The organism is Streptomyces sp. NPDC033221 (genome assembly GCF_055577005.1).
The window spans coordinates 69,474-89,417 of sequence record NZ_JBVIQN010000011.1; the positions used below are offsets into that span (position 1 = coordinate 69,474).

Annotated in this window: 16 protein-coding genes; 6 read left to right on the plus strand and 10 right to left on the minus strand. The window is 75.0% G+C overall.

What is annotated here, in order from left to right:
• Nucleotides 1-106: 106 nt before the first annotated feature.
• The 6 genes from hutU to ACZ53K_RS16925 all read right to left on the minus strand — a co-directional run bounded on the left by hutU (nucleotide 107) and on the right by ACZ53K_RS16925 (nucleotide 7,687).
• Entirely contained in the window at nucleotides 107-1,765 is a 1,659-nt protein-coding gene (hutU, locus tag ACZ53K_RS16900) for a urocanate hydratase (protein WP_468836664.1), read from the minus strand.
• A gap of 162 nt (nucleotides 1,766-1,927) precedes the next feature.
• Nucleotides 1,928-2,515 carry a hypothetical protein gene (locus tag ACZ53K_RS16905; protein WP_468836666.1) on the minus strand — a complete coding sequence of 196 codons (588 nt, stop codon included), beginning with the start codon at nucleotides 2,513-2,515 and terminating at the stop codon, nucleotides 1,928-1,930.
• Between the two features lie 90 nt (nucleotides 2,516-2,605).
• Nucleotides 2,606-3,640 (minus strand): proline racemase family protein, encoded by a 1,035-nt coding sequence (locus tag ACZ53K_RS16910; RefSeq protein WP_468836669.1) that lies wholly within the window; start codon nucleotides 3,638-3,640, stop codon nucleotides 2,606-2,608.
• The gene (locus tag ACZ53K_RS16915) at nucleotides 3,640-4,638 is read right to left on the minus strand and encodes a dihydrodipicolinate synthase family protein (protein ID WP_468836670.1); all 999 of its coding nucleotides are present in this window, start codon (nucleotides 4,636-4,638) and stop codon (nucleotides 3,640-3,642) included. Before ACZ53K_RS16915 ends, ACZ53K_RS16910 begins: the two co-directional genes overlap by 1 nt.
• Nucleotides 4,635-6,437 (minus strand): FAD-dependent oxidoreductase, encoded by a 1,803-nt coding sequence (locus tag ACZ53K_RS16920; RefSeq protein WP_468836672.1) that lies wholly within the window; start codon nucleotides 6,435-6,437, stop codon nucleotides 4,635-4,637. Before ACZ53K_RS16920 ends, ACZ53K_RS16915 begins: the two co-directional genes overlap by 4 nt.
• Nucleotides 6,425-7,687 carry an NAD(P)/FAD-dependent oxidoreductase gene (locus ACZ53K_RS16925; RefSeq protein WP_468836674.1) on the minus strand — a complete coding sequence of 421 codons (1,263 nt, stop codon included), beginning with the start codon at nucleotides 7,685-7,687 and terminating at the stop codon, nucleotides 6,425-6,427. The genes ACZ53K_RS16920 and ACZ53K_RS16925 overlap by 13 nt, the downstream gene beginning before the upstream one ends.
• Nucleotides 7,688-7,823: 136 nt before the next feature.
• On the opposite strand from ACZ53K_RS16925, the gene ACZ53K_RS16930 reads away from it, so the two are divergent.
• Complete coding sequence (locus ACZ53K_RS16930; protein WP_468836676.1) at nucleotides 7,824-9,221, plus strand: type III PLP-dependent enzyme domain-containing protein; 1,398 nt, start codon at nucleotides 7,824-7,826, stop codon at nucleotides 9,219-9,221.
• 29 nt (nucleotides 9,222-9,250) lie between these two features.
• On the plus strand, nucleotides 9,251-10,603 hold the full coding sequence (locus tag ACZ53K_RS16935) for an APC family permease (protein WP_468836677.1): 1,353 nt from the start codon (nucleotides 9,251-9,253) through the stop codon (nucleotides 10,601-10,603).
• A gap of 31 nt (nucleotides 10,604-10,634) precedes the next feature.
• Here the strand turns inward: ACZ53K_RS16935 and ACZ53K_RS16940 are convergent, their stop codons facing one another.
• From ACZ53K_RS16940 to ACZ53K_RS16950, 3 genes are all read right to left on the minus strand, one after another.
• Nucleotides 10,635-11,225, minus strand: a complete 591-nt coding sequence (locus tag ACZ53K_RS16940) for a hypothetical protein (RefSeq protein WP_468836680.1) — start codon at nucleotides 11,223-11,225, stop codon at nucleotides 10,635-10,637.
• A 118-nt stretch (nucleotides 11,226-11,343) separates the two neighbouring features.
• On the minus strand, nucleotides 11,344-12,252 hold the full coding sequence (locus ACZ53K_RS16945) for a MurR/RpiR family transcriptional regulator (protein ID WP_468836683.1): 909 nt from the start codon (nucleotides 12,250-12,252) through the stop codon (nucleotides 11,344-11,346).
• A gap of 142 nt (nucleotides 12,253-12,394) precedes the next feature.
• Nucleotides 12,395-13,963, minus strand: coding sequence for an aromatic amino acid ammonia-lyase (locus ACZ53K_RS16950; protein WP_468836685.1), 1,569 nt, complete (start codon nucleotides 13,961-13,963; stop codon nucleotides 12,395-12,397).
• Between the two features lie 192 nt (nucleotides 13,964-14,155).
• On the opposite strand from ACZ53K_RS16950, the gene ACZ53K_RS16955 reads away from it, so the two are divergent.
• A complete protein-coding gene (locus ACZ53K_RS16955) occupies nucleotides 14,156-15,694 on the plus strand; it encodes an alpha/beta hydrolase (protein ID WP_468836687.1) in 1,539 nt (512 codons plus the stop codon).
• Nucleotides 15,695-15,697: 3 nt separating this feature from the next.
• On the opposite strand, the gene ACZ53K_RS16960 is transcribed toward ACZ53K_RS16955, so the two are convergent.
• Nucleotides 15,698-16,717: a LacI family DNA-binding transcriptional regulator gene (locus tag ACZ53K_RS16960; RefSeq protein WP_468836688.1), complete on the minus strand. Its 1,020-nt coding sequence runs from the start codon at nucleotides 16,715-16,717 to the stop codon at nucleotides 15,698-15,700.
• A gap of 168 nt (nucleotides 16,718-16,885) precedes the next feature.
• On the opposite strand from ACZ53K_RS16960, the gene ACZ53K_RS16965 reads away from it, so the two are divergent.
• The 3 genes from ACZ53K_RS16965 (at nucleotide 16,886) to ACZ53K_RS16975 (ending at nucleotide 19,943) form a co-directional block, all read left to right on the plus strand.
• Nucleotides 16,886-17,821 carry an amidohydrolase family protein gene (locus ACZ53K_RS16965; protein ID WP_468836691.1) on the plus strand — a complete coding sequence of 312 codons (936 nt, stop codon included), beginning with the start codon at nucleotides 16,886-16,888 and terminating at the stop codon, nucleotides 17,819-17,821.
• Entirely contained in the window at nucleotides 17,818-18,435 is a 618-nt protein-coding gene (locus ACZ53K_RS16970) for a cysteine dioxygenase (RefSeq protein WP_468836693.1), read from the plus strand. The genes ACZ53K_RS16965 and ACZ53K_RS16970 overlap by 4 nt, the downstream gene beginning before the upstream one ends.
• 65 nt (nucleotides 18,436-18,500) lie before the next feature.
• Nucleotides 18,501-19,943 (plus strand): purine-cytosine permease family protein, encoded by a 1,443-nt coding sequence (locus tag ACZ53K_RS16975; RefSeq protein ID WP_468836696.1) that lies wholly within the window; start codon nucleotides 18,501-18,503, stop codon nucleotides 19,941-19,943.
• Nucleotide 19,944: the final 1 nt, after the last annotated feature.

Genomic DNA, 19,944 nt, shown 5'->3' on the forward strand with positions numbered 1-19,944 from the left:
ACGGCCGGAGCGTCCCGGTCCGCCGGGCTGCCGGGCCGCGCGGAGGCGCCCGCCGGGCTCCCCGACGGCCCGGTGCCGTCTGCCGCCGGGCCGTCGTACGGCGGGGTCACTCGCCCTCCCGCATCGGGATGCGCACGCCGCGCTCGGCCGCGACCTCGTCGGCGCGGTCGTATCCGGCGTCGACGTGGCGGATGACGCCCATGCCCGGGTCGTTGGTCAGCACCCGGCGGATCTTCTCGCCGGCCAGCGGCGTGCCGTCGGCGACCGTGACCTGCCCGGCGTGGATCGAGCGGCCCATGCCGACGCCGCCGCCGTGGTGCAGGGAGACCCAGGAGGCGCCGGAGGCGACGTTGACCATGGCGTTGAGCAGCGGCCAGTCGGCGATGGCGTCGGAGCCGTCGAGCATCGCCTCGGTCTCCCGGTACGGGGAGGCCACCGAGCCGCAGTCCAGGTGGTCGCGGCCGATGGCCAGCGGCGCCTGGAGGGTGCCGTCGGCGACCATGTCGTTGAAGCGCTCGCCCGCCTTGTCGCGCTCGCCGTAACCGAGCCAGCAGATACGGGCGGGCAGGCCCTGGAAGTGCACCCGCTCGCCGGCCAGCTTGATCCACCGGGCGAGCGACTCGTTCTCCGGGAAGAGGTCCAGGATCGCCCGGTCGGTGGCGGCGATGTCCTTGGGGTCGCCGGACAGCGCGGCCCAGCGGAACGGGCCCTTGCCCTCGGCGAACAGCGGCCGGATGTAGGCGGGCACGAAGCCGGGGAAGGCGAAGGCGCGCTTGTATCCGGCGAGTTCGGCCTCGCCGCGGATGGAGTTGCCGTAGTCGAAGACCTCGGCGCCGGCGTCCATGAAGCCGACCATGGCCTCCACGTGCCTGGCCATCGACTCGCGGGCGCGGCGGGTGAAGTCGGCGGGCTGTTCGGCCGCGTAGGCGGCCATGTCCGCGAAGTCCACGCCGGTGGGGAGGTAGGCGAGGGGGTCGTGGGCGGAGGTCTGGTCGGTGACGATATCGATGGGCGCGCCGTCGGCGAGCAGCTGCGGCAGCAGGTCCGCGGCGTTGCCGAGCAGGCCGATGGAGAGAGGTTTGCGCTGGTCACGGGCTTCGACGGCGAGCTGGAGGGCGTGCTGCAGGCTGTCCGCCTGCACGTCCAGGTAGCGGTGTTCGATGCGCCGCTCGATGGCGCGCGGGTCGCAGTCGATACAGATGGCGACGCCGTCGTTCATCGTGACGGCGAGCGGCTGGGCGCCGCCCATGCCGCCGAGTCCGGCGGTGAGGGTGATCGTCCCGGCGAGCGTGCCGTTGAACTTCTTCGCGGCGACGGCGGCGAACGTCTCGTACGTGCCCTGGAGGATGCCCTGGGTGCCGATGTAGATCCACGAACCGGCGGTCATCTGCCCGTACATGGTCAGGCCGAGGGCCTCCAGGCGCCGGAACTCCTCCCAGTTGGCCCAGTCGCCCACCAGGTTGGAGTTGGCGATCAGGACCCGCGGCGCCCACTCGTGCGTCTGCATGACGCCGACCGGCCGGCCGGACTGGACGAGCATCGTCTCGTCCTGCTTGAGCGTGGTCAGGGTGCGCACCATCGCGTCGAAGGAGCGCCAGTCGCGGGCGGCCTTGCCGGTGCCGCCGTAGACGACGAGCTTGTCCGGGTGCTCGGCGACCTCCGGGTCGAGGTTGTTCTGCAGCATGCGCAGCGCGGCTTCCTGCTGCCATCCCCGGGCGCTCAGTTCCGTACCGCGCGGTGCCCGCACGGGTCGCGGTCCTGACATGGGCCGTGCCTCCCTGATGTCGATGCGAGTGGATCGAGCGATGCGCGCGAAGGTCACGCACGGCATCTGGATCGAGCCATTCACATCTTGGAGCGTTGAATATGGCTAGTCAACAGGTCGGGGCGGGCCGCGCGCCGCCCCGGCCCGTTTCCGGCCGCGACCTCAGCGCACCGTCTGGTCCCCGTCCGGCACGTCCGCCACCGTCACCTTCGCGCGCGGCTGCCCCAGGCCGTCCGCCACCGCCGCCGCCAGGCCCCCGGGGTCGGGCTCCGTCGGATACGGCACGGCCTCCCCGTCCCCGTAGCTCTCCACCGCCTTGCTGAAGTAGCCGGGCAGCCAGGCGCCGACCGCGCCCCTGACCTCCACCGCGGTCACCTCACGGCCGCCCACCCGGTCCCGCAGGGCGGCGAGGATGCGGTCCGAGCGGTACTCCCCCGGCACCTGGAACAGGCTGGCGTGCGCGCCCACCAGGCCGCCGCCCGCGAGGCGCACCGTCACGGTCAGGCAGCTGGTCACACTCGGGTAGAGCAGCGCGCCGCCGGGGCCCGCCTCCCGGACCTGGCCTTCGGTGATCCGTACGGCCGGGGCGGGGATGGCAGCCGGGGCCGTGACCGTGTTCCCGCCCGGTGCGGTGACGGCTGCCGCCGTTCCGGTCTGCAACGCCAGCGCCGCGACGGCCGTGACCGCCGCGGCGAGCGCGCAGGCCCCTCGCCGCGCGTGCGCCCGGCCCGGTATCTCCTTGGTGAGCATGTACTCCGCTTCCTCTTCACGCGTACGCGGCGGCCGCGCACGACAGCTCACCTTCGCAGCCGACACACCCGAGCCCCGGCGCGGCCTCCGCTACAGCACGAATCCGCGGGGAAACGGGTCGGCCGGGTCGAGGACGTACCGGGCCGTGCCCGTGATCCAGGCCCGCCCGGTGACCGTCGGCACCACCGCGGGCCGTCCGCCGACCTGTCCGGTGTCCACCAGCCGGCCCGTGAAGCGGGTGCCGATCAGGGACTCGTTGACGAAGGGCCGGTGCAGCGGGAGCGCGCCGCGCGCGTGCAGCTGGGCCATGCGGGCGCTCGTGCCGGTGCCGCAGGGCGAGCGGTCGAGCCAGCCGGGGTGCACGACCATGGCGTTACGGGAGTCCGAGCCGTCCGGCCCCGGTGTGCCGGGGGCCGTGAACTGCACGTGGCGGCAGCCGGAGATGGCCGGGTCGGCGGGGTGCACGGGCCGGTCGCGTTCGTCGACCGCGGCCATGACGGCCAGGCCGGCGGCGAGGATGTCGTCCAGGTGGGAGGCGGCGAACGGGATGCCCAGTGCGGCGAGCGGGGTAATCGCGTAGAAGTTGCCGCCGTACGCCAGGTCGTAGCGGACCTCGCCGAAGCCGGGCACCTTCACCACGGCGTCCAGTTCGTGCGCGTACGAGGGGACGTTGTGCAGCGTGACGTGTTCGGCGCGGCCGTCGCGCACCGCGACCCGGGCCGCCACCAGCCCGGCCGGGGTGTCCAGCCGTACGGTCGTGACGGGCTCGGTGACCTCCACCAGGCCCGTCTCGACCAGGACCGTGGCGACGCCGATCGTTCCGTGCCCGCACATCGGCAGGCATCCGGAGACCTCGATGTAGAGGACGCCCCAGTCGGCGTCGGGACAGGTGGGCGGCTGCAGGATGGCCCCGCTCATCGCGGCGTGCCCGCGCGGCTCGTTGACCAGCAACTGGCGGATGTGGTCGAGGTGTTCCATGAAGTGGCGGCGGCGGTCGGCCATGGTCGCGCCGGGGATGGTGCCGACGCCGTCCGTGATGACGCGCGTCGGCATGCCCTCCGTGTGCGAGTCCACGGCGCTGAAGGTGTGCGCGGCGCGGGCGGCGAACGGTGCCTCCGCCGCCATCACCCGGCCGCTTTCGCCCAGATCTCCAGCGCCTGGACGGCGCCGCGCATGTCCGCGTCCAGCTGCCGCCGGTGCTCGGGCAGCAGCGGGCCGCGCGGCGGCCGGCAGGGTCCGCCGTACCGGCCGACGAGGTCCATCGCCCGCTTGACGGCCTGTACGAACTCGGTGCGCGAGTCCCACCGGAACGCGGCGACCAGCGGTTCGTACAGCTCCCGCGCCTCGGCCACGCGCCCGGCCCGGGCCAGCTCGTAGAGGCGTACGGACTCGGCGGGGAAGACGTTGGGGAAGCCGGCGAACCAGCCGGTGGCGCCCATCAGCAGCGCCTCCAGCACCAGGTCGTCGGCGCCCGCCACCACGTCCAGGCCGGGCGCCTGCTCCTTGATGTGCAGCACCCGGCGGATGTCGCCCGAGAACTCCTTGACGGCCACCACCCCGTCGATCGCGGCGACCTCGCGCAGCATCTCCGGCGTCAGGTCGACCTTGGTGTCGAGCGGGTTGTTGTAGACCATCACCGGCAGTCCGGCGGCCGCGACCTCCTCGAAGTGCCGCACGACCTCCCCGGTGTTGGCCCGGTAGAGGGTGGGCGGCAGGCACAGCACGCCGTGCGCCCCGTCCTCGCCCGCCTGTTCCGCCCAGTGCCGCGCCTGGTGCGAGCCGACGCCGTGCACGCCCACGACGACCAGCGCGTCCCGTCCCACGGCCGCGACGGCGGTGCGGGCCACGGCGCGCCGTTCGTCGTCGGTGAGCGAGGAGTACTCGCCGAGCGATCCGTTCGGCCCGACCCCGTGACAGCCGCTGTCGACGAGCCAGCGGCAGTGGTCGGCGTACCGGTCGAGGTCGGGCCGGAGCCCGGCGGGGGCGGTCCGGTCCTCGGCGTACGGGAGGGTGGTGGCGACGATGACGCCGGTCAGGGACGTACGGGAGGCGGCGGTGCCGGACGTACGGGACGTGGGGGACGGGTGGGGCGTACGGGACTGCGGCGTCGCGTGATCCGTCATGACGGGTCCTCTCGGTACGGTGCGGCGGGGTCGGGAGCGCCGGGGTCCCGGGGCTCGGGGCCGGGTGCGGCCAGGTCGGCGAGGCGGACCGGCTGGGCGATCGGGCGCCGGTCGGCCGTCTGGGGGTCGGGGAGGGTGTCCGGGCCGCAGAGTCCGGCCGCGTTGCGGGCGCAGATCCGGCCCTGGCAGGGGCCCAGGCCGACGCGGGTGGCGAGCTTGAACGTGCACATGCCGTCCGCCGCCGGTCCGTGCGGTCCCTGCGCGTCGTCCGCGTCCGGCTGCCCCGCCGCCGTACGGAGCACCCGGTACGGGACCTCCTCGCAGCGGCAGACGAGCGTGTCCTCGCCGAGCCAGGTGTGCCAGCCGTCGCGTACGGGGTGGGCGGCGGCGAGCAGCCGGGCGAAGCGGCGGCCCGCGAGGACCCGCCGCCGGGCGGCCGAGCCGCGCGCCGCCACGTCGGCCGGGGCCCACCCGGCCGCGTCACCGTGGTGCGCCGCCCAGTGGGCCGCCGCCAACCCCGCCAGTTCGCCTTCCGCCGCGGCGAGTGCCGCGCCGCCGATGCCGGTGGGCTCGCCCGCCGCGTACACGCCGGGTACGGAGGTCTGCTGCCGGGCGCCGACCGCGACCCAGGTGGCGTCGCGCAGTGCGCAGCCGGCGGCGAGGGCGAGTTCCAGTTGCGGGGTGAAGCCGTAGCCGACGCAGACCGCGTCGACGTCCTCGACGCGGTGTTCGGTGCCGGGCACGACGCGCCAGTCCGGAGCGAGGCGGGCCACCGTGACCGCCTCGACGCGGTCCCGTCCGTGCGCGGCCACGACCGCCCGGCGGGTCCGGTAGGGGACGCGGTGCCGCGCCAGCCCGGCGGCGTACGTGAGGAGTTCGGGCAGTTTGGTGTGTCCGTCGCGGATCGCGGCGACGGGCGTGCGCAGCCAGGCTGCGGGCGAGCCCGCCTCGTACACCCCGAGGACCCGCGCGCCCACGGTGAGCAGCGACGACGCGACCGGCAGCAGGAACGGCCCGGTGCCGGAGACCACCACACGGCGGCCGATCGCCGTCCGCTGCCCCTTGGCGAGGGCCTGGGCCGCGCCCGCCGTGACGGCGCCCGGCAGGTCCCAGCCGGGGAACGGCAGGGCCCGGTCGTACGCGCCGGTGCACAGGACGAGCGCGGCGGCGCGCAGGGTGTGGGCCGTGCGGGAGGGGGCGTCGGCGGGGCCTTGGAGGACGTGGACGGTCCAGCCCGCGTCGGCGCTTGAAGGCGGGCCATCGCCGGGCTCCAGCGCCCAGACCGTGCTCCCCGGCAGCCATGTGACGCGCGGGTGTTCCTGTACGGCGCGGACCGCAGGGTCCCGGGCCGGGCCGTCCGCCGCCTGCCGGTGGAACTGTCCGCCCGGCCGCTCCGCGTCGTCCACCAGCACCACCCGTGCCCCGGTCTCCGCCGCCGCCAGCGCCGCCGCCAGGCCCGCGGGCCCGGCGCCCACGACGACCACCGGCACCGCCGCCTCACGCGCCGTCCCCGGAGCCGCGCCCGTTCCCGTCTCCGGAGGAGGACACGGCAGCCGCGCGCCCTCCTGCGTCTCGATGCGGTCGCCCGCCCGGACCTCCCGCCGGCAGGCCCGTACGTCCGGTACGCCGTTGACGGCCACCAGACAGTCGTGGCAGACGCCGATCCCGCAGAAGATGCCGCGCGGGCGGCCGCCGCGGGTGGTCCGCCAGGAGGCGCGCCCGGCGTCGAGCAGGACCGAGGCGGCCGTCTGGCCGGTCCGCGCCCACCGTTCGGCGCCGTCCACCGTCACGCGGAACACCGCGCCTCCTCCGCCAGTCCCGGCCGGGCCACCCGGTACGGCTCCGGGTCGAGGAGCGGGCGTTCGCCCGCGTACAGCTGTGCGAGGAGTTCGCCGGTCGCGGGTGCCAGTCCGATGCCGGCGCCCTCGTGTCCGGTCGCGTGCCACAGGCCCGGCAGGCGGGGGTCCGGGCCGATGACCGGGAGGTGGTCGGGGGTGTACGGGCGGAAGCCGCCGTACGCGCGGATCACCGGGACCAGGCCCAGGACCGGGAACAAGGTCACGGCCTTGCGGGCGAGTTCGCGCAGCACGGCGGTGCGGAAACGTTCCTGGAAACCGGCCCGCTCCCGGCTGGACCCGATGAGCACCGTGCCGCCCCGTGTCGCCTCGACGACCGCCGAGGTCCGCAGGTCCGCGTCACCGCTGCCGACGGCGCCCACGTAGTCCGCGTCGTACACCTTGTGCCGGACCGTGCCCGGCGGCAGCGGCGCGGTGACCAGCACCAGGCCCCGGCGCGGCTGGACGGGCAGCGGCGCGCCCGCCTCCCGCGCGAACCCGCCGGCCCACGGCCCGCAGGCGTTGACGACCGCGCCGCACGGCAGCGTCCCGGCCGAGGTGCGCAGCGCCGTCACCCGCCCGTCCGCGCCGCGCTCGACACCGAGGGCCCGCACGCCGGCGCGCAGTGTGCCGCCGCGCCGCCGTACGGCACCGAGCAGCGCGGTGGCCGCCGCGACCGGCTGGATCTGGGCGTCCTGCGGGTAGTGGACGGCGGCCCGGACGCCCGGGGCGAGGTGCGGTTCGTAGGTGTGGACGTCGTCCGGGCCGACCTCGTGGGCGGTGACACCGGCGGCCCGCTGCGCACCGGCGAATCCGGCCAGTGCCCGCGCACCCGCCTCCCCGAGGGCGACGACCAGGCCGCCCTTCGCCTCGTACTCGCACCGCTCGGCGAGCCCGCCGCGCATCCCTTCCGCCGTGTCCAGCTCCGTGAGCAGCCCGGGCCAGCGCGCCGACGAAGCGAGCGCCAGTGTCAGTTCGGGCCCCGGCGGCTTGTCGGAGACGAGGAGGTTGCCCTCGCCGTGTGCCGTCGTACCGGAGGCGAGCGGCGCGCGGTCCACGACGGCGACCCGTACGCCGCGCCGGGTGAGCGCTTCGGCGCAGGCCGCGCCGATGATGCCGCTGCCGACCACGATCACATCGGGGTACGGGGGCCGGGGCGGCCGCGCGAAATCCCGCCGCGCCGCCGGTCTCGCCTGGACGTGCCGGTATCGCATGGAGCGCACCACCGTTCCGGGAAAGGGGCCCTCGTGAGAGCGCCGTGACGTTATTGCCGCGTGCCGGAGAGGTCAACACCGCGTGCGCGGGTGCCGGTCGATGGCAGCCACGGCGGGCAGGTGGTGGAGTGGTGGCATGAGCCCCGCGACGCCCCCGCCCTCGCCTCCCCCCGACTCCCCCGCCTCCCCCTCCGTGTTCCCCTCGGGTGGCGCCCCCGCCCTGCGGGACCGTGCCGTCGCGGCAGCCGTCGCCCAGGGGCTGGTCAGCGCCGCCGACCCCGTGGCGGGTCTGCTGGACATCGCCGGAATCCGCCGGTCCGCCGCCGAACTGCGCGCCGCTTTCGACGAGTTCGCGGCCCCCGGCGCTCCCGTCCTGCACGCCTTCGCCGTCAAGGCCGCCTCACTCGTCCCCGTACTGCGGCTGCTCGCGCAGGAAGGGCTGGGGTGCGAGGTCGCCAGCCCCGGCGAGCTGGCGCTGGCCCGCGCGGCCGGTGTGCCGCCGTCCCGTACGGTGCTGGACTCGCCCGCCAAGACCCCCGCCGAGCTGCGCGAGGCGCTCGCCCTCGGCATCGCCGTCAACGCCGACAGCTTCGGCGAACTGGACCGCCTGGACGCCCTGACCGCCGCCGCGCCGACCGCGTCACCACTGGGCCTGCGGGTCAATCCGCAGCTCGGCGGCGGCAGCATCGACGCGATGAGCACCGCGACCGGCACGTCGAAGTTCGGGGTGGCGCTGCGCGACGAGGACGCCCGCGAACGGGTCGTACGGGCCTTCCTGGACCGCCCGTGGCTGACCCGTCTGCACGCCCACGTCGGGTCGCAGGGAATGCCGCTCGGGCTGATGGCGGACGGCGCGCGGGTCCTGTACGAGCTGGCCGAGGAGATCAACGGGAAGGCCGGGCGGGACCGGGTCACCACCCTGGACATCGGCGGCGGCCTGCCGGTGAACTTCGCGTCGGACACGGTGACGCCGACGTACCGGGAGTACGCCCGGCTGCTGCGCCGCACCGTGCCGGGGCTCTTCGACGGCCGCTATGGGCTGGTCACCGAGTTCGGCCGCTCGCTGCTCGCCAAGCACGGCACGGTCCTGGCCCGCGTCGAGTACGCCAAGACCGCCGGCGGCCGGCGCATCGCCGTCACCCACGCGGGCGCGCAGACCGCCACCCGTACGGTCTTCGCGCCGGACGCCTGGCCGGTACGGGTGGCCGCGTACGACGCGCAGGGCCGCCCCAGGACCGGCCCGCACGTCGCCCAGGACGTGGCCGGGCCGTGCTGCTTCGCGGGCGACCTGGTCGCGCGGGACCGGCCGCTGCCGCTCCTGGAGCCGGGCGACCACATCGCCCTCCTGGACACCGGCGCGTACTACTTCTCCACCCACTTCGCCTACAACTCGCTCCCGCGCCCCGGCGTGCACGGGTACGCGCCGGGCCCGGACGGCGCCCTGCGCTGGGCGACCGTGCGCGCCGCACAGCGCGTGGACGAACTGGTCGCCGAGAGCGGCGGCGCGTACGGGGACGCGCTCACCCAGCTCTAAAAATCTTCCGCAGCGGGCATGCCGGGCTCATGCGGACCCCCTCCACGGACACCACCGACCCGGCCGGCCCGGACACCCCGCTGCGCCGCGCCATCGGCCCCGGACTGCTGGTCCTGCTGGTGGTCGGGGACATCCTCGGCACCGGCGTGTACGCCGTCACCGGCAAGGTCGCGGGCAAGGTCGGCGGCGCCCTGTGGCTGCCCTTCGTGATCGGCTTCGGCATCGCCGCGCTGACCGCCGCCTCGTACGTGGAACTGGTCGGCAAGTACCCGAAGGCGGCGGGCGCCGCGCTCTACACCCAAAAAGCGTTCCGCGTGCCGTTCCTGACGTTCCTCGTCGCCTTCATGGTGCTGTGCTCGGGCCTGTCCTCGGCGAGCGCCGCGGCCCGCGCGTTCAGCGGCGACTACCTGCGCACCTTCGCCGACCTGCCGCCGACCCTGGTGGCGGTGGTGTTCGTGCTGGCACTGGCCGCGCTGAACCTGCGCGGCGTGGCGGAGTCGGTCAAGGCGAACGTGGTGCTGACCCTGGTCGAGGTCTCCGGCCTGCTGATCATCATCGGGCTCGGGGTGTACGCGGTGGTGACCGGCGGCGGGGAACCGGCGCGGCTGGCCGAACTCGACACCGGCGGTACCGGTTTCGCGGTGCTGACCGGCGTGCTGGGCGCCACCGGCCTCGCCTTCTTCGCCTTCGTCGGGTTCGAGGACTCGGTGAACATGGCGGAGGAGACCGAACACCCCGGCCGCGACTTCCCCCGCGCGATCTTCCTCGGGGTGGGCATCACCGGCACCGTCTACGTCCTGGTCGCCCTGGTCTCGTCACTGCTGGTCGACCACCGGCGGCTCCAGGGGTCGTCGGCGCCGCTGCTGGAGGTGGTGCGGGCCGGCGGCGTGACGTTCCCGCCGACGGTGTTCGCGCTGATGGCGCTGTGCGCGGTCACCAACTCCGCGCTCATCAACATGATGATGGCCTCCCGGCTCTGCTACGGAATGGCCAACGAGCGCATCCTGCCGCGCGCCGTGGCCCGCGTCCTGCCCGGCCGGCGCACCCCCGTCGTCGGCATCGCCCTGACCACCCTGCTGGCACTGGGCCTGGTCCTGACCGGCGAGATCGAGGGCCTGGGCGACACGACGGCGTTCCTGCTGCTGTGCGTCTTCGCGATCGTCAACGTGGCGGTGCTGGTGCTGCGCCGCGACCGGGTGCCGCACCGCCACTTCCGTACCCCCACCGTCTTCCCGGTGCTCGGAGCCGCCGGGGCCCTCGTCCTGGCCAGTCCGCTCGCCGACCGGCCGGTGGAGGTGTATGTACGGGCCGCCGTGCTGATGGCGATCGGCATCGCCCTGTGGGGCGTGAACCAGCTGGTCCTGCGCACCCGGGGCGAGTGAGGCCCGCCCCGGATGCCGCCCGGAAGCGGCCTCAGGCTCCTGCCGCCTTCGCCTTCGGCCGGGCCGCCTTCGCCCCTCCCGGACGGGCGTCCTTGGCCGCCACGCCGGTCGTCAGGTGGCCGCGTACGTCCCGGCCCGCGGGCCCGCCGCGTACCGCCGCCTCCGTACGGACCCACAGCAGCGCGTCGTGCTCCCGCTCCCAGCGGCCCAGCCACAGTGCCTTGGCCCACAGCCCGAGGCCCGCCCCGGCCAGCAGCATCCCGCCGGCCGCCGGCAGCGCGAACGAGGAGCCGACCGCGGCCAGGAAGGCCAGGAGCAGCCACCAGCGGTGGGCCCGCCGCCAGACCCGCAGCGTCACGGCGCGGTCCTGGAGGATCGCGGACTTCCCGGCCCGGGACGCCGCCCCCGCCAGCCGCGCGTACCGCTTGCGCCGCACCGCGAAGACCGCGTACGCCGCGACGATGAACAGCGCCGCCCCGGCGAACACCCCGATCCGCCGCCCGGTCAGCCCCGGCACCAGCACACCGGTTCCGGCGGCCAGCACCCCCGGCCACCACAGCCACCCGGCCGGCGCCCGTACCAGCACCGCCACCCGCGCCAGCGCAACAGCCCCGCGACCCACGACAACCTCCTCGCTCCACGATCCGGCTACGGATCCACGTCACGGCGGCGGAATGGTAACCAGCCCGTCTGAGAATTCCGTGAAGCCGGCCGGAGGGCCCCGGTCGGGAGCCGGCGGCTCACTCCACGAACAGCCCCCGCTCGGCCGCCTTCGCGTCGAACTCCTCCAGCCGCGCCTGCGCGTCCGGCAGCGCGTCGCACATCGCCTCCAGCAGCACCCGGCCGAGCAGCATCGGCGCACAGGCCGTGTCGAAGGCGAGGCCGGTGCCGACGGCGGCGGGCAGCAGCAGGTCCGTGTGCCGGGCGACCGGCGCGAAGGCGCTGTCCGCGACGGTCACGACGGTCAGACCGGCGGCGCGCGCGTACTCCAGCGCGTCCACGACCTCGCGCGGGTGGCGCGGCAGCGCGAAGCACAGCAGGGTGCTCGCGCCCGCCTGCACCGCCGCGTCGATACGGTCGGTGAGCATCGTGCCGCCCTCGTCGAGCAGCCGGACGTCCGGGTGGACCTTGCGGGCGAAGTACGCGAAGCCCGCGGCCTGCGCGGTCGCGGCGCGCAGACCGAGCACCGGCAGCGGCCGGGAGGCCGCGAAGAGCCGGCCCGCGCGGACCACCGGGCCCGGGTCGGCCAGGACCGCCGCGAGGTGCCGCAGGTTGTCGATCTCCGCCTGCACGGCCTGCTGGTACTCGTTGTACGGCTCGCTGCCGCGCGCCGTCGTGGCGGGCGTGACCTCGCGCAGGTGCTTGCGCAGCGCCGGGTAGCCGTCGAAGCCGAGCGCGACCGCGAAGCGGGTCACGGACGGCTGGCTGACCCCGGCCAGTTCGGCCAGTTCGACGCTGGAGAGGAACGGCGCGTCGGCGGCCCGGCGCACCATGCAGTGCGCGATGCGCCGCTGGGTCGGGGTGAGGCGGTGTCCTTCGAAGAGCTTCTGGAGGCGCGCCGCCGTGCCGGTGGCGGCGCCGGGACCGACAGCCTCCCCCGCGTCCGCGTCCGCCGTGCCACCACGGTCCGTGCCACCGTCCCCGTTCATCGCTGCCTCCCGGCCGTGTTCGCGGCCGTGCTCCCGGCCTTCGTGTCGTTCCTGCCCGTGCGGGGCGGCGTACCGCGCGGATCCCGTCCCGCCGCCCGACTGTACGTAATCGGGACGCGCTCCCCGTCCCTTTCTGCCCGCTTCACAGCGCGGCCAGCCCGTCCAGCAGCCCCTCGGCCACCGCCACGTCCTCCGTCAGCGGCCGGTCCGCCATCCGCGCGTCCAGCGCCCCGGCGGCCAGGGCGAAGGCGCGCGCCGCCGGTACGCCCGGCTCGGGCTCCAGCGAGCGCATCCGCAATGCCCGTACCGCAGCGACCAGTTCGCACGCCAGCACCCGCCGGTACGTACCGCAGGCGCGCAGCGTCTGGCGGGCGCCCAGCGACGCGAAGCTGGCCTGCTCCTCGACACCGCGGGACAGGACCGCGTGCCCGAGGGACGCGGGCTGCGAGGCGGCCCGCAGCTCGCCGAGGGCCGCCCCGGCCGCGTATTCGAGGATCATCACGCCGGAGCTGGCCGGTGCGTGGTCCCCGAGGAACGGCCGCAGCCGGGTGAAGTCCGGTTCGGAGAGCGCGGCGAGGCGGGCCGTGGACAGCAGCGCGGTCTGGAGCACGGCGAGCCGGAAGCCGTCCAGCGCGAGGGCCGGGTGGGCGGCGTAGAAGTTGCCGTGGTGGTAGGCCGCCTGGTCCGCCACGCTGATGAGCGGATTCTCGGCCGCCGCGTTGACCTCGACGGCCAGCACCCGGTCGAGGGCGTCGGCGGCGTCCAGCGCCGGGCCGTGGATCTGCGGGATGCAGCGGAAGCCGTACGGGTCCTGGATGCGGCCCAGCGGTGGCGCGGGCCGGGCCGGGGCGCCGGTCAGCTCCCGCATCCGGGCGGCGACGGCGGCCGACCCGGGGTGCGGGCGGGCCTGCACGACCGGCTCGGCGAACGGCTCGAACGAGCCGCCGACCGCGAGCAGCGAGAGCGCGGCGACCGGCAGCGCCGCGGCCAGCAGGCGCCGCAGCCCGTCCAGGGCGAGCGCGGCCTGCCCGAGGGTGAGGGCGTTGCTGCTGATGAAGGCGAGCGCGTCGTTGCCGTCCAGGGCGAGGGGTGCGGGCGCCCGGCCGTCGCCCGGCGTCATCCAGGGGTGCTCACCCGCCAGCGCCAGCCCGGTCTGCGCGAGCGCGGCGAGATCGCCGGTGCCGACCGCCCCGTACTCGTTGACGACCGGGTACACGCCGGTCTCCAGCGCCCGGACCAGCGCGGTGATCACCTCGGGGCGCAGTCCCGCACCGCCCGCCAGCAGCTGGTTGGCACGCACGGCGAGCATGGCGCGCACCTCGCGGGCGGGCAGCGGATCACCGATCGCCCCGGCGTGGCTGCGCAGCAGGCGCAGACCGTGCCCGTCGTCGGCGGCGGTCACGTCCTCGGTGCGGTTGGCGCCGACACCGGTACTGCGGCCGTAGACCCGGCCGGTGGCGGCGAGGCGGCGGGCGGTCTCCCAGGACTGCTCGGCGTACGTGAAGTCCTCGGGGTGGAGGGCTGCGGGGCGGGCCGTTCCGTCCGCGAGGGCGGCGATCCCGGTCACGCCGAGGCTGCGCCCGTCGAGCGGGACCGTGGGGGCGGGCCGGGCGGCGGAGGCGGCGGGCGTACGGCTCGGCGCGCGGGCGGCGCCGGCGTCCTCGGGCGTACGTCCGGGCCGCCGGTCCTGATCCAGAGTCCGGGACGGCATGGTGCGCGGCTCCCTTCCCCGACAGCCTCTATTCACTCACCGATGACTCTGCATGACGATATACAGTCAAGCAAGAGGCGAGGCCGCGGCTCTCCGGGCCACCCGAGGTACGGCCCTGGTAGGGCGCTCCCCACCCCCGGTCCGGGTGCTGCCCTGCTGGGCCCCGGCCGCCCTCCCGGCCAGGCTGGCACCATGCGAACCACCAAACGCCACCGCCCCCTTGGCCCCACCGTCCTGGCCGCTGCCGCCGCCCTCGCCGTCACCCTGCCGCTCCTCGCCCCGGCCGACACCGCCCTGGCGTCCCCGGCCCTCCCCCGGGCATCGCTCGACTGGCAGCCCTGCCATACGCAGGCCGCCGGCCCGGACCAGCAGTGCGCGACGCTGAAAGTCCCTCTCGACCACAAGCACCCGGACGGCAGACAGCTGAGCCTGGCCGTCTCCCGCATCCCCGCGAAGAAGCCGTCCGCGCGCCGCGGCGCGCTGCTGCTGATCCCCGGCGGCCCCGGCAGTCCCGGGCTGGACCGCCCCACCACCGCGAAGCTCTCGGACCGCCTGCGCGACGCCTACGACATCATCGGCTTCGACCCGCGCGGCGTGGGCCGCAGCTCACCCGTCAGCTGCGAACTCCCGTACGCCGACCTGTCCATGACCACCCTGCGCTCATGGCCCGCGCCCGACGGCTCGGTCGACGGGAACATCTCCGCCGCCCGCCGGGCCGCCGACGCCTGCGCCCGTCACGGCGGGCCGGTACTGCGCAGCATCAGCAGCGCCAACGAGGCCCGCGACATCGACCGCATCCGGCAGGCGCTGGGCGAGCGAACCCTGTCCGGCCTGAGCGTCTCCTACGGGTCGTACGTCGGCGCGGTGTACGCCCAGCTCTTCCCCGGCCGCACCGCCCACTGGGCGCTGGACAGCAACGGCGACCCCGACCCGCGCCGCGTGGAACGCGGCTGGCTGGCGAACTCCGCCGCCGGCGCCGAAGACCGCTTCCCCGACTTCGCCGCACGGGCCGCCGAGCCGGCCCGGCCGGACCGGCTCGCCGACCGGCCGGAGCAGATCCGCCCGCTCTTCCTCGGCCTGGCCGCTCGCCTCGACCGCACCCCACTGCCCTGGCCGAACGCCAACCCCGCCGAGCTGAACGGCAACGTCCTGCGCCAGACCATGCTCACCAGCCTCTTCTCCGACAGCCGGTTCGACGGCCTGATCGCCCTGATGCGCGCCGCCCGCGCCAAGCTGGACGACCCGGACGCCCCGGACCTGCCCGCGCAGCCGACGCCGTCCCCCACCGACCTCGCGTCCCAGCAGCAGACCGCCGCCGCCTCGCTCGCCACCCTCTGCAACGACGTGGCCTGGCCGCGCTCGACCGGTGCGTACGCCCGGGACGTGGCCGCCGACCGCGCCCGCCACCCGCTGACCGCCGGAATGCCGGTCAACGTCACACCCTGCTCCTTCTGGCCGACGTCCCCCGCCGAGCAGCCCGTACGCATCACCTCCCACGGCCCGTCCAACGTCCTGCTCGTCCAGAACCGCCGGGACCCTGCCACCCCGCTCGTCGGCGCCCGCGCGATGCGCCGCGCCTTCGGCGACCGCGCCCGGATGATCACCGTCGAGGCCGGCGGCCACGGCGCCTACAAGGGCGACGACCACACCTGCGCCGACCGCCGGACCACCACGTTCCTGCTCACCGGAGAACGCCCGGAGACCGACATCACCTGCCCGGTCGGCGGCTAGGCTTCAGACCCGTACCGCCGACCCCCGCTCGCTCAGCCGCGGCGCGCACAGCATCCGCTTGCGCCGTACGCGCCGTCCCTCGATCGCCGCGACGGCCAGCCGTGCTGCCTCCTTGGCGATGTCGGCGAGTCCCCAGTCGAGGGTGGTCAGGGGCGGGGTGAGGACCTGGGAGACGGGGTGGTCGTCGAAGCCGACGACCGAGACGTCGCGGCCTACCGTCAGCGATGCCTCGGCCGCCGCCGCGTACACCCCGTACGCGATCGAGTCGGAGAAGCAGAACACCGCCGTCGGGCGGGGCGCGCCGGCCGTCTCGCCCGCGCGCAGCACGCGCCGCGCGACCGCCGTCGCCTCGCCCAGTTCCTGGGCGCACGGCAGCACTTCGGCGGTGATGCCGAGCCGGCCGGCGGCTTCCCGCACGTAGACGTCGGCGGGCCGGTCGGGGGTGGACGGGCCGGTCGGGGTCAGGACCGTGACCCGGCGGTGGCCCAGTCCGGTCAGGTACTCCAGTACGGCGTCGATCCCGGCGCGGTTGTCGAACAGCACCTCGCCCGCCGTACGGGCGCGGCACAGCGAGTCGCCGATGGACACCACCGGTACCGCCTCGGCGATCGGCGCCCAGCCTGCCGCCGACGGGTCGACCGGGGACACCAGCAGGCCGTCCACGCGCTGGTCGCGCAGCTGTTTGGCCAGGGCGAGTTCGCGCTGCGGGTCGCCGCCGGCGTCGAGGATGAGGGCGTAGCGGTCGCCCGCGAGCAGTTCCCGTCCTATCGCCGCCATCAGCTGCTGCTGCCAGAGGTCCTGGAGGTCGCCGGCCAGCACCCCGACCATGCTCGTACGGCCGCTGGCCAGGGCGCGGGCGATGGGGTCCGCCTCGTAACCGAGTTCGGCGGCGGCCCTGCGCACCCGTTCCTCGGTCTCCTTGGAGACGTGCGTGCCGCGCAGGGCGTAGGAGACGGCGGCGGTGGAGAGCCCGGTGGCCTCGGCCACCTCGCGGAGAGTCGTGCGCTTACGGGGCCTGGCCATGCCGGAAGCCTACCCAAGGCACCGGCGCCCCCCGCGCGTTGGACGGCGCGTCCGCCGCCGGGTGCGCGCGGACGCCCCTGCCGTTCCCTTGACAGCCGTTCCGGTTAATCGCTTCACTTAATCGCATCACTGAAGCGGTTAACCGCCTCCACCCACGGGAGGAATCCCGTGCCCGCCGACCTCCACCAGCACTGGTGGCCACCGCAGTTCACCGACCTGCTGCGCGCCCGCGACGCGCCGCCCCGGCTGGACGGCTGGACCCTGCACCTGCCCGGCGAACCCCCGTACGCCGTCGACCCCGCCGACCACGACCGCACCGCCCGGACGGAACTGGCCCGCGCCGACGGACTCGACCGGGCCCTGATCTCCCTCTCCAGCCCGCTCGGCATCGAACACCTGCCACCCGCCGAGGCAGGCCCGCTGCTCGACGCCTTCCACGAGGGCGCGCTCGCCCTCCCCGCGCCCTTCGGCGTCTGGGCCTCTCCTTGCCTGTCGGCCCTCGCTCCCGCCCCCGTTCCCGACCCCGCTTCCGATCCCGGGCCCGTCCTACGCCTGCTGCGCCGCGGCTGCGCCGGTCTCCAACTTCCCGCCACCGCCCTGCTCGACGCCGTCGGCTGGGCGCGCTGCGCCCCGCTCATCGGCGCCGCGGAAGCCCTGGACAAACCCCTGTTCGTCCACCCCGGGGCCGCTCCCCCGGCACCGCCCGGCGGCCCTCCGTGGTGGCCCGCCCTGGTCCCGTACCTCCAGCAGCTGCATGCCGCCTGGTTCGCCTTCCGCGCCTTCGGCCGCCCCCGCCACCCGCGCCTGCGCGTCTGCTTCGCCGCCCTCGCGGGCCTCGCCCCGCTGCACGGGGAACGGCTGGCCGCGCGCGGCGGAGGGGAGCGCGGCCGCGTCGATCCCGGTGTCTTCTACGAGACCTCCTCCTACGGCACCCACGCCGTGGACGCGGTCGTCCGCGCCGTCGGCATCGACGCCGTCGTCAGCGGCAGCGACCGCCCGTACGCCGCACCGGAATTGCCCGACCTGGGCGCCGCGGCCGTACACGCCCTGCGTACCACCAACCCCGCCCGCCTCCTCGGCCCGGCGCAAGGAGCCCGCACATGACCTCCGAGACCCCCACGGCACCACCGAACCCATCCACACCACCGGCACCACCGGACCCCTCAGCCCCACCGCCGCCCGCGCCGCCCGACACCCCCGGATTCTTGGCCGCCCTCCCCGCCCGCAACCTCGCCAAACGCGAACTGCGCACCCTCGTCGACCGGCTGGCCGAAGCGCCCGGACTCTGGCACGGCGAGGTCGCCTTCTCGGACGCCGAGCGGCACTACGCCTCCCTGCACCGCGACACGTACGTGGACATCTGGCTGCTGTGCTGGACCCGGCAGAACGACACCGGCTGGCACGACCACGACCTCTCGTCCGGTGCGGTACGCGTCGTCCAGGGCGCGCTGACCGAGTCCAACCCGCGCATCGGCGGCGCGCACCTGGCCACCGCCGTCCGTGCCGGGGCCTCCTTCTGCTTCGGCCCGGACCACATCCACCGCCTCACCGGCGCGAGTGACGACGCGGTCTCGCTGCACGCCTACTCGCCGCCGCTGTGGCGGCTCGGGCAGTACGCCATCACCGAGGACGGGCTGATGCGCCGGCTCTCCGTCTCGTACGCGGACGAGCTGCGCCCCCTGGAGGCCGCCGCTCCTTTTTCCGGTCCCGGGTATTGATTTTTCCATTCACCCGCATCGATCCTGCATGAACTCATACAGCCGATGCGCGGAAGAGGCAGCCGATGGCGGCAGTGGTGGAACAGCGCTCGATCGACGTCGTCCCGGACGACGAACGCCACGGCACGCCCGTCAGCCAGTTCACCCTGTGGCTCGGCGCCAACCTGCAGATCACCGCCGTGGTCACCGGCGCCCTGGCGGTCGTCTTCGGCGCCAACGCCTTCTGGTCACTGACCGGCCTGCTGCTCGGCAACCTCCTCGGCGGCATGGTCATGGCCCTGCACTCCGCCCAGGGGCCGCGCCTCGGCCTGCCGCAGATGATCTCCTCACGGGCCCAGTTCGGGGTGCGCGGCGCGGTGGTGCCGCTGGCGCTGGTCATCGTCATGTACATCGGCTTCTTCGCCAGCGGAACGGTGCTGGCCGGGCAGGCGGTCGGCGAGCTGACGCACCTGGGCGCCACCCCGGGCATCATCGTCTTCGCCGTGGTCACCGCCGTCGCCGCCGCCGTCGGCTACCGGCTCATCCACGTACTGGGCCGGGTCGCCAGCGTCGTGTGCGCGCTGGCCTTCCTCTACCTCGGGGCCCGCCTGCTGGAGCGGGTCGACCTGGCCGTCCTCCTGCACGACCGGTCCTTCTCCTTCCCGCTCTTCCTGCTCGCCGTCTCGCTGTCCGCCTCCTGGCAGCTCGCCTTCGGCCCGTACGTCGCGGACTACTCCCGCTACCTCCCCCGGCACACCTCCACCCGCGCCACCTTCTGGTGGACCCTGTCCGGCTCGGTCCTCGGGTCGCAGTGGTCGATGACCTTCGGCGCGCTCGCCGCCGCCGCGGCCCCCGCCGCGTTCGTCGGCCACGAGGTCTCCTACGTCGTCTCCCTGGGCGGCACCGGCCTGATCGCCTCGGCGCTGTACTTCGTCATCGCCCTCGGCAAGCTCACCATCAACGTCCTGAACACCTACGGCGGCTTCATGTCGCTGGTCACCAGCGTCAGCGGCTTCCGGGGCCGCAGCACCCTGTCGCCCCGCGGCCGGGCCGCCCACATCACCGGCATCATGCTCGCGGGCACCGCCGTCGCCCTGCTCGGCAAGGACTCCTTCCTCACCTCGTTCAAGGACTTCCTGCTGTTCCTGCTGACGTTCTTCACCCCGTGGTCGGCGATCAACCTCGTCGATTACTACCTGATCTCCAAGGAGCGGTACGACATCCCGGCGCTCAGCGACCCGGCCGGCCGCTACGGTGCCTGGAACGGCAGGGCGCTGACGGTGTACGCGGTCGGGGTGCTGGCCCAGTTCCCGTTCCTCGCCACCCACTTCTACACCGGCCCGCTGGTCTCCCCGCTCGGCGGCGCCGACCTCTCCTGGCTCGTCGGGCTGGCCGTACCCGCCGCCCTGTACTGGACCGTCACCCGCCGCGACACCGGCCGCATCCCGCCCGCCGCGGCGGGAGAACCGGTCCGCACCCCCACGGATACGGGGGACAGCCCTACCGCGCGGCCCGCTTCCCGCCCGTAAT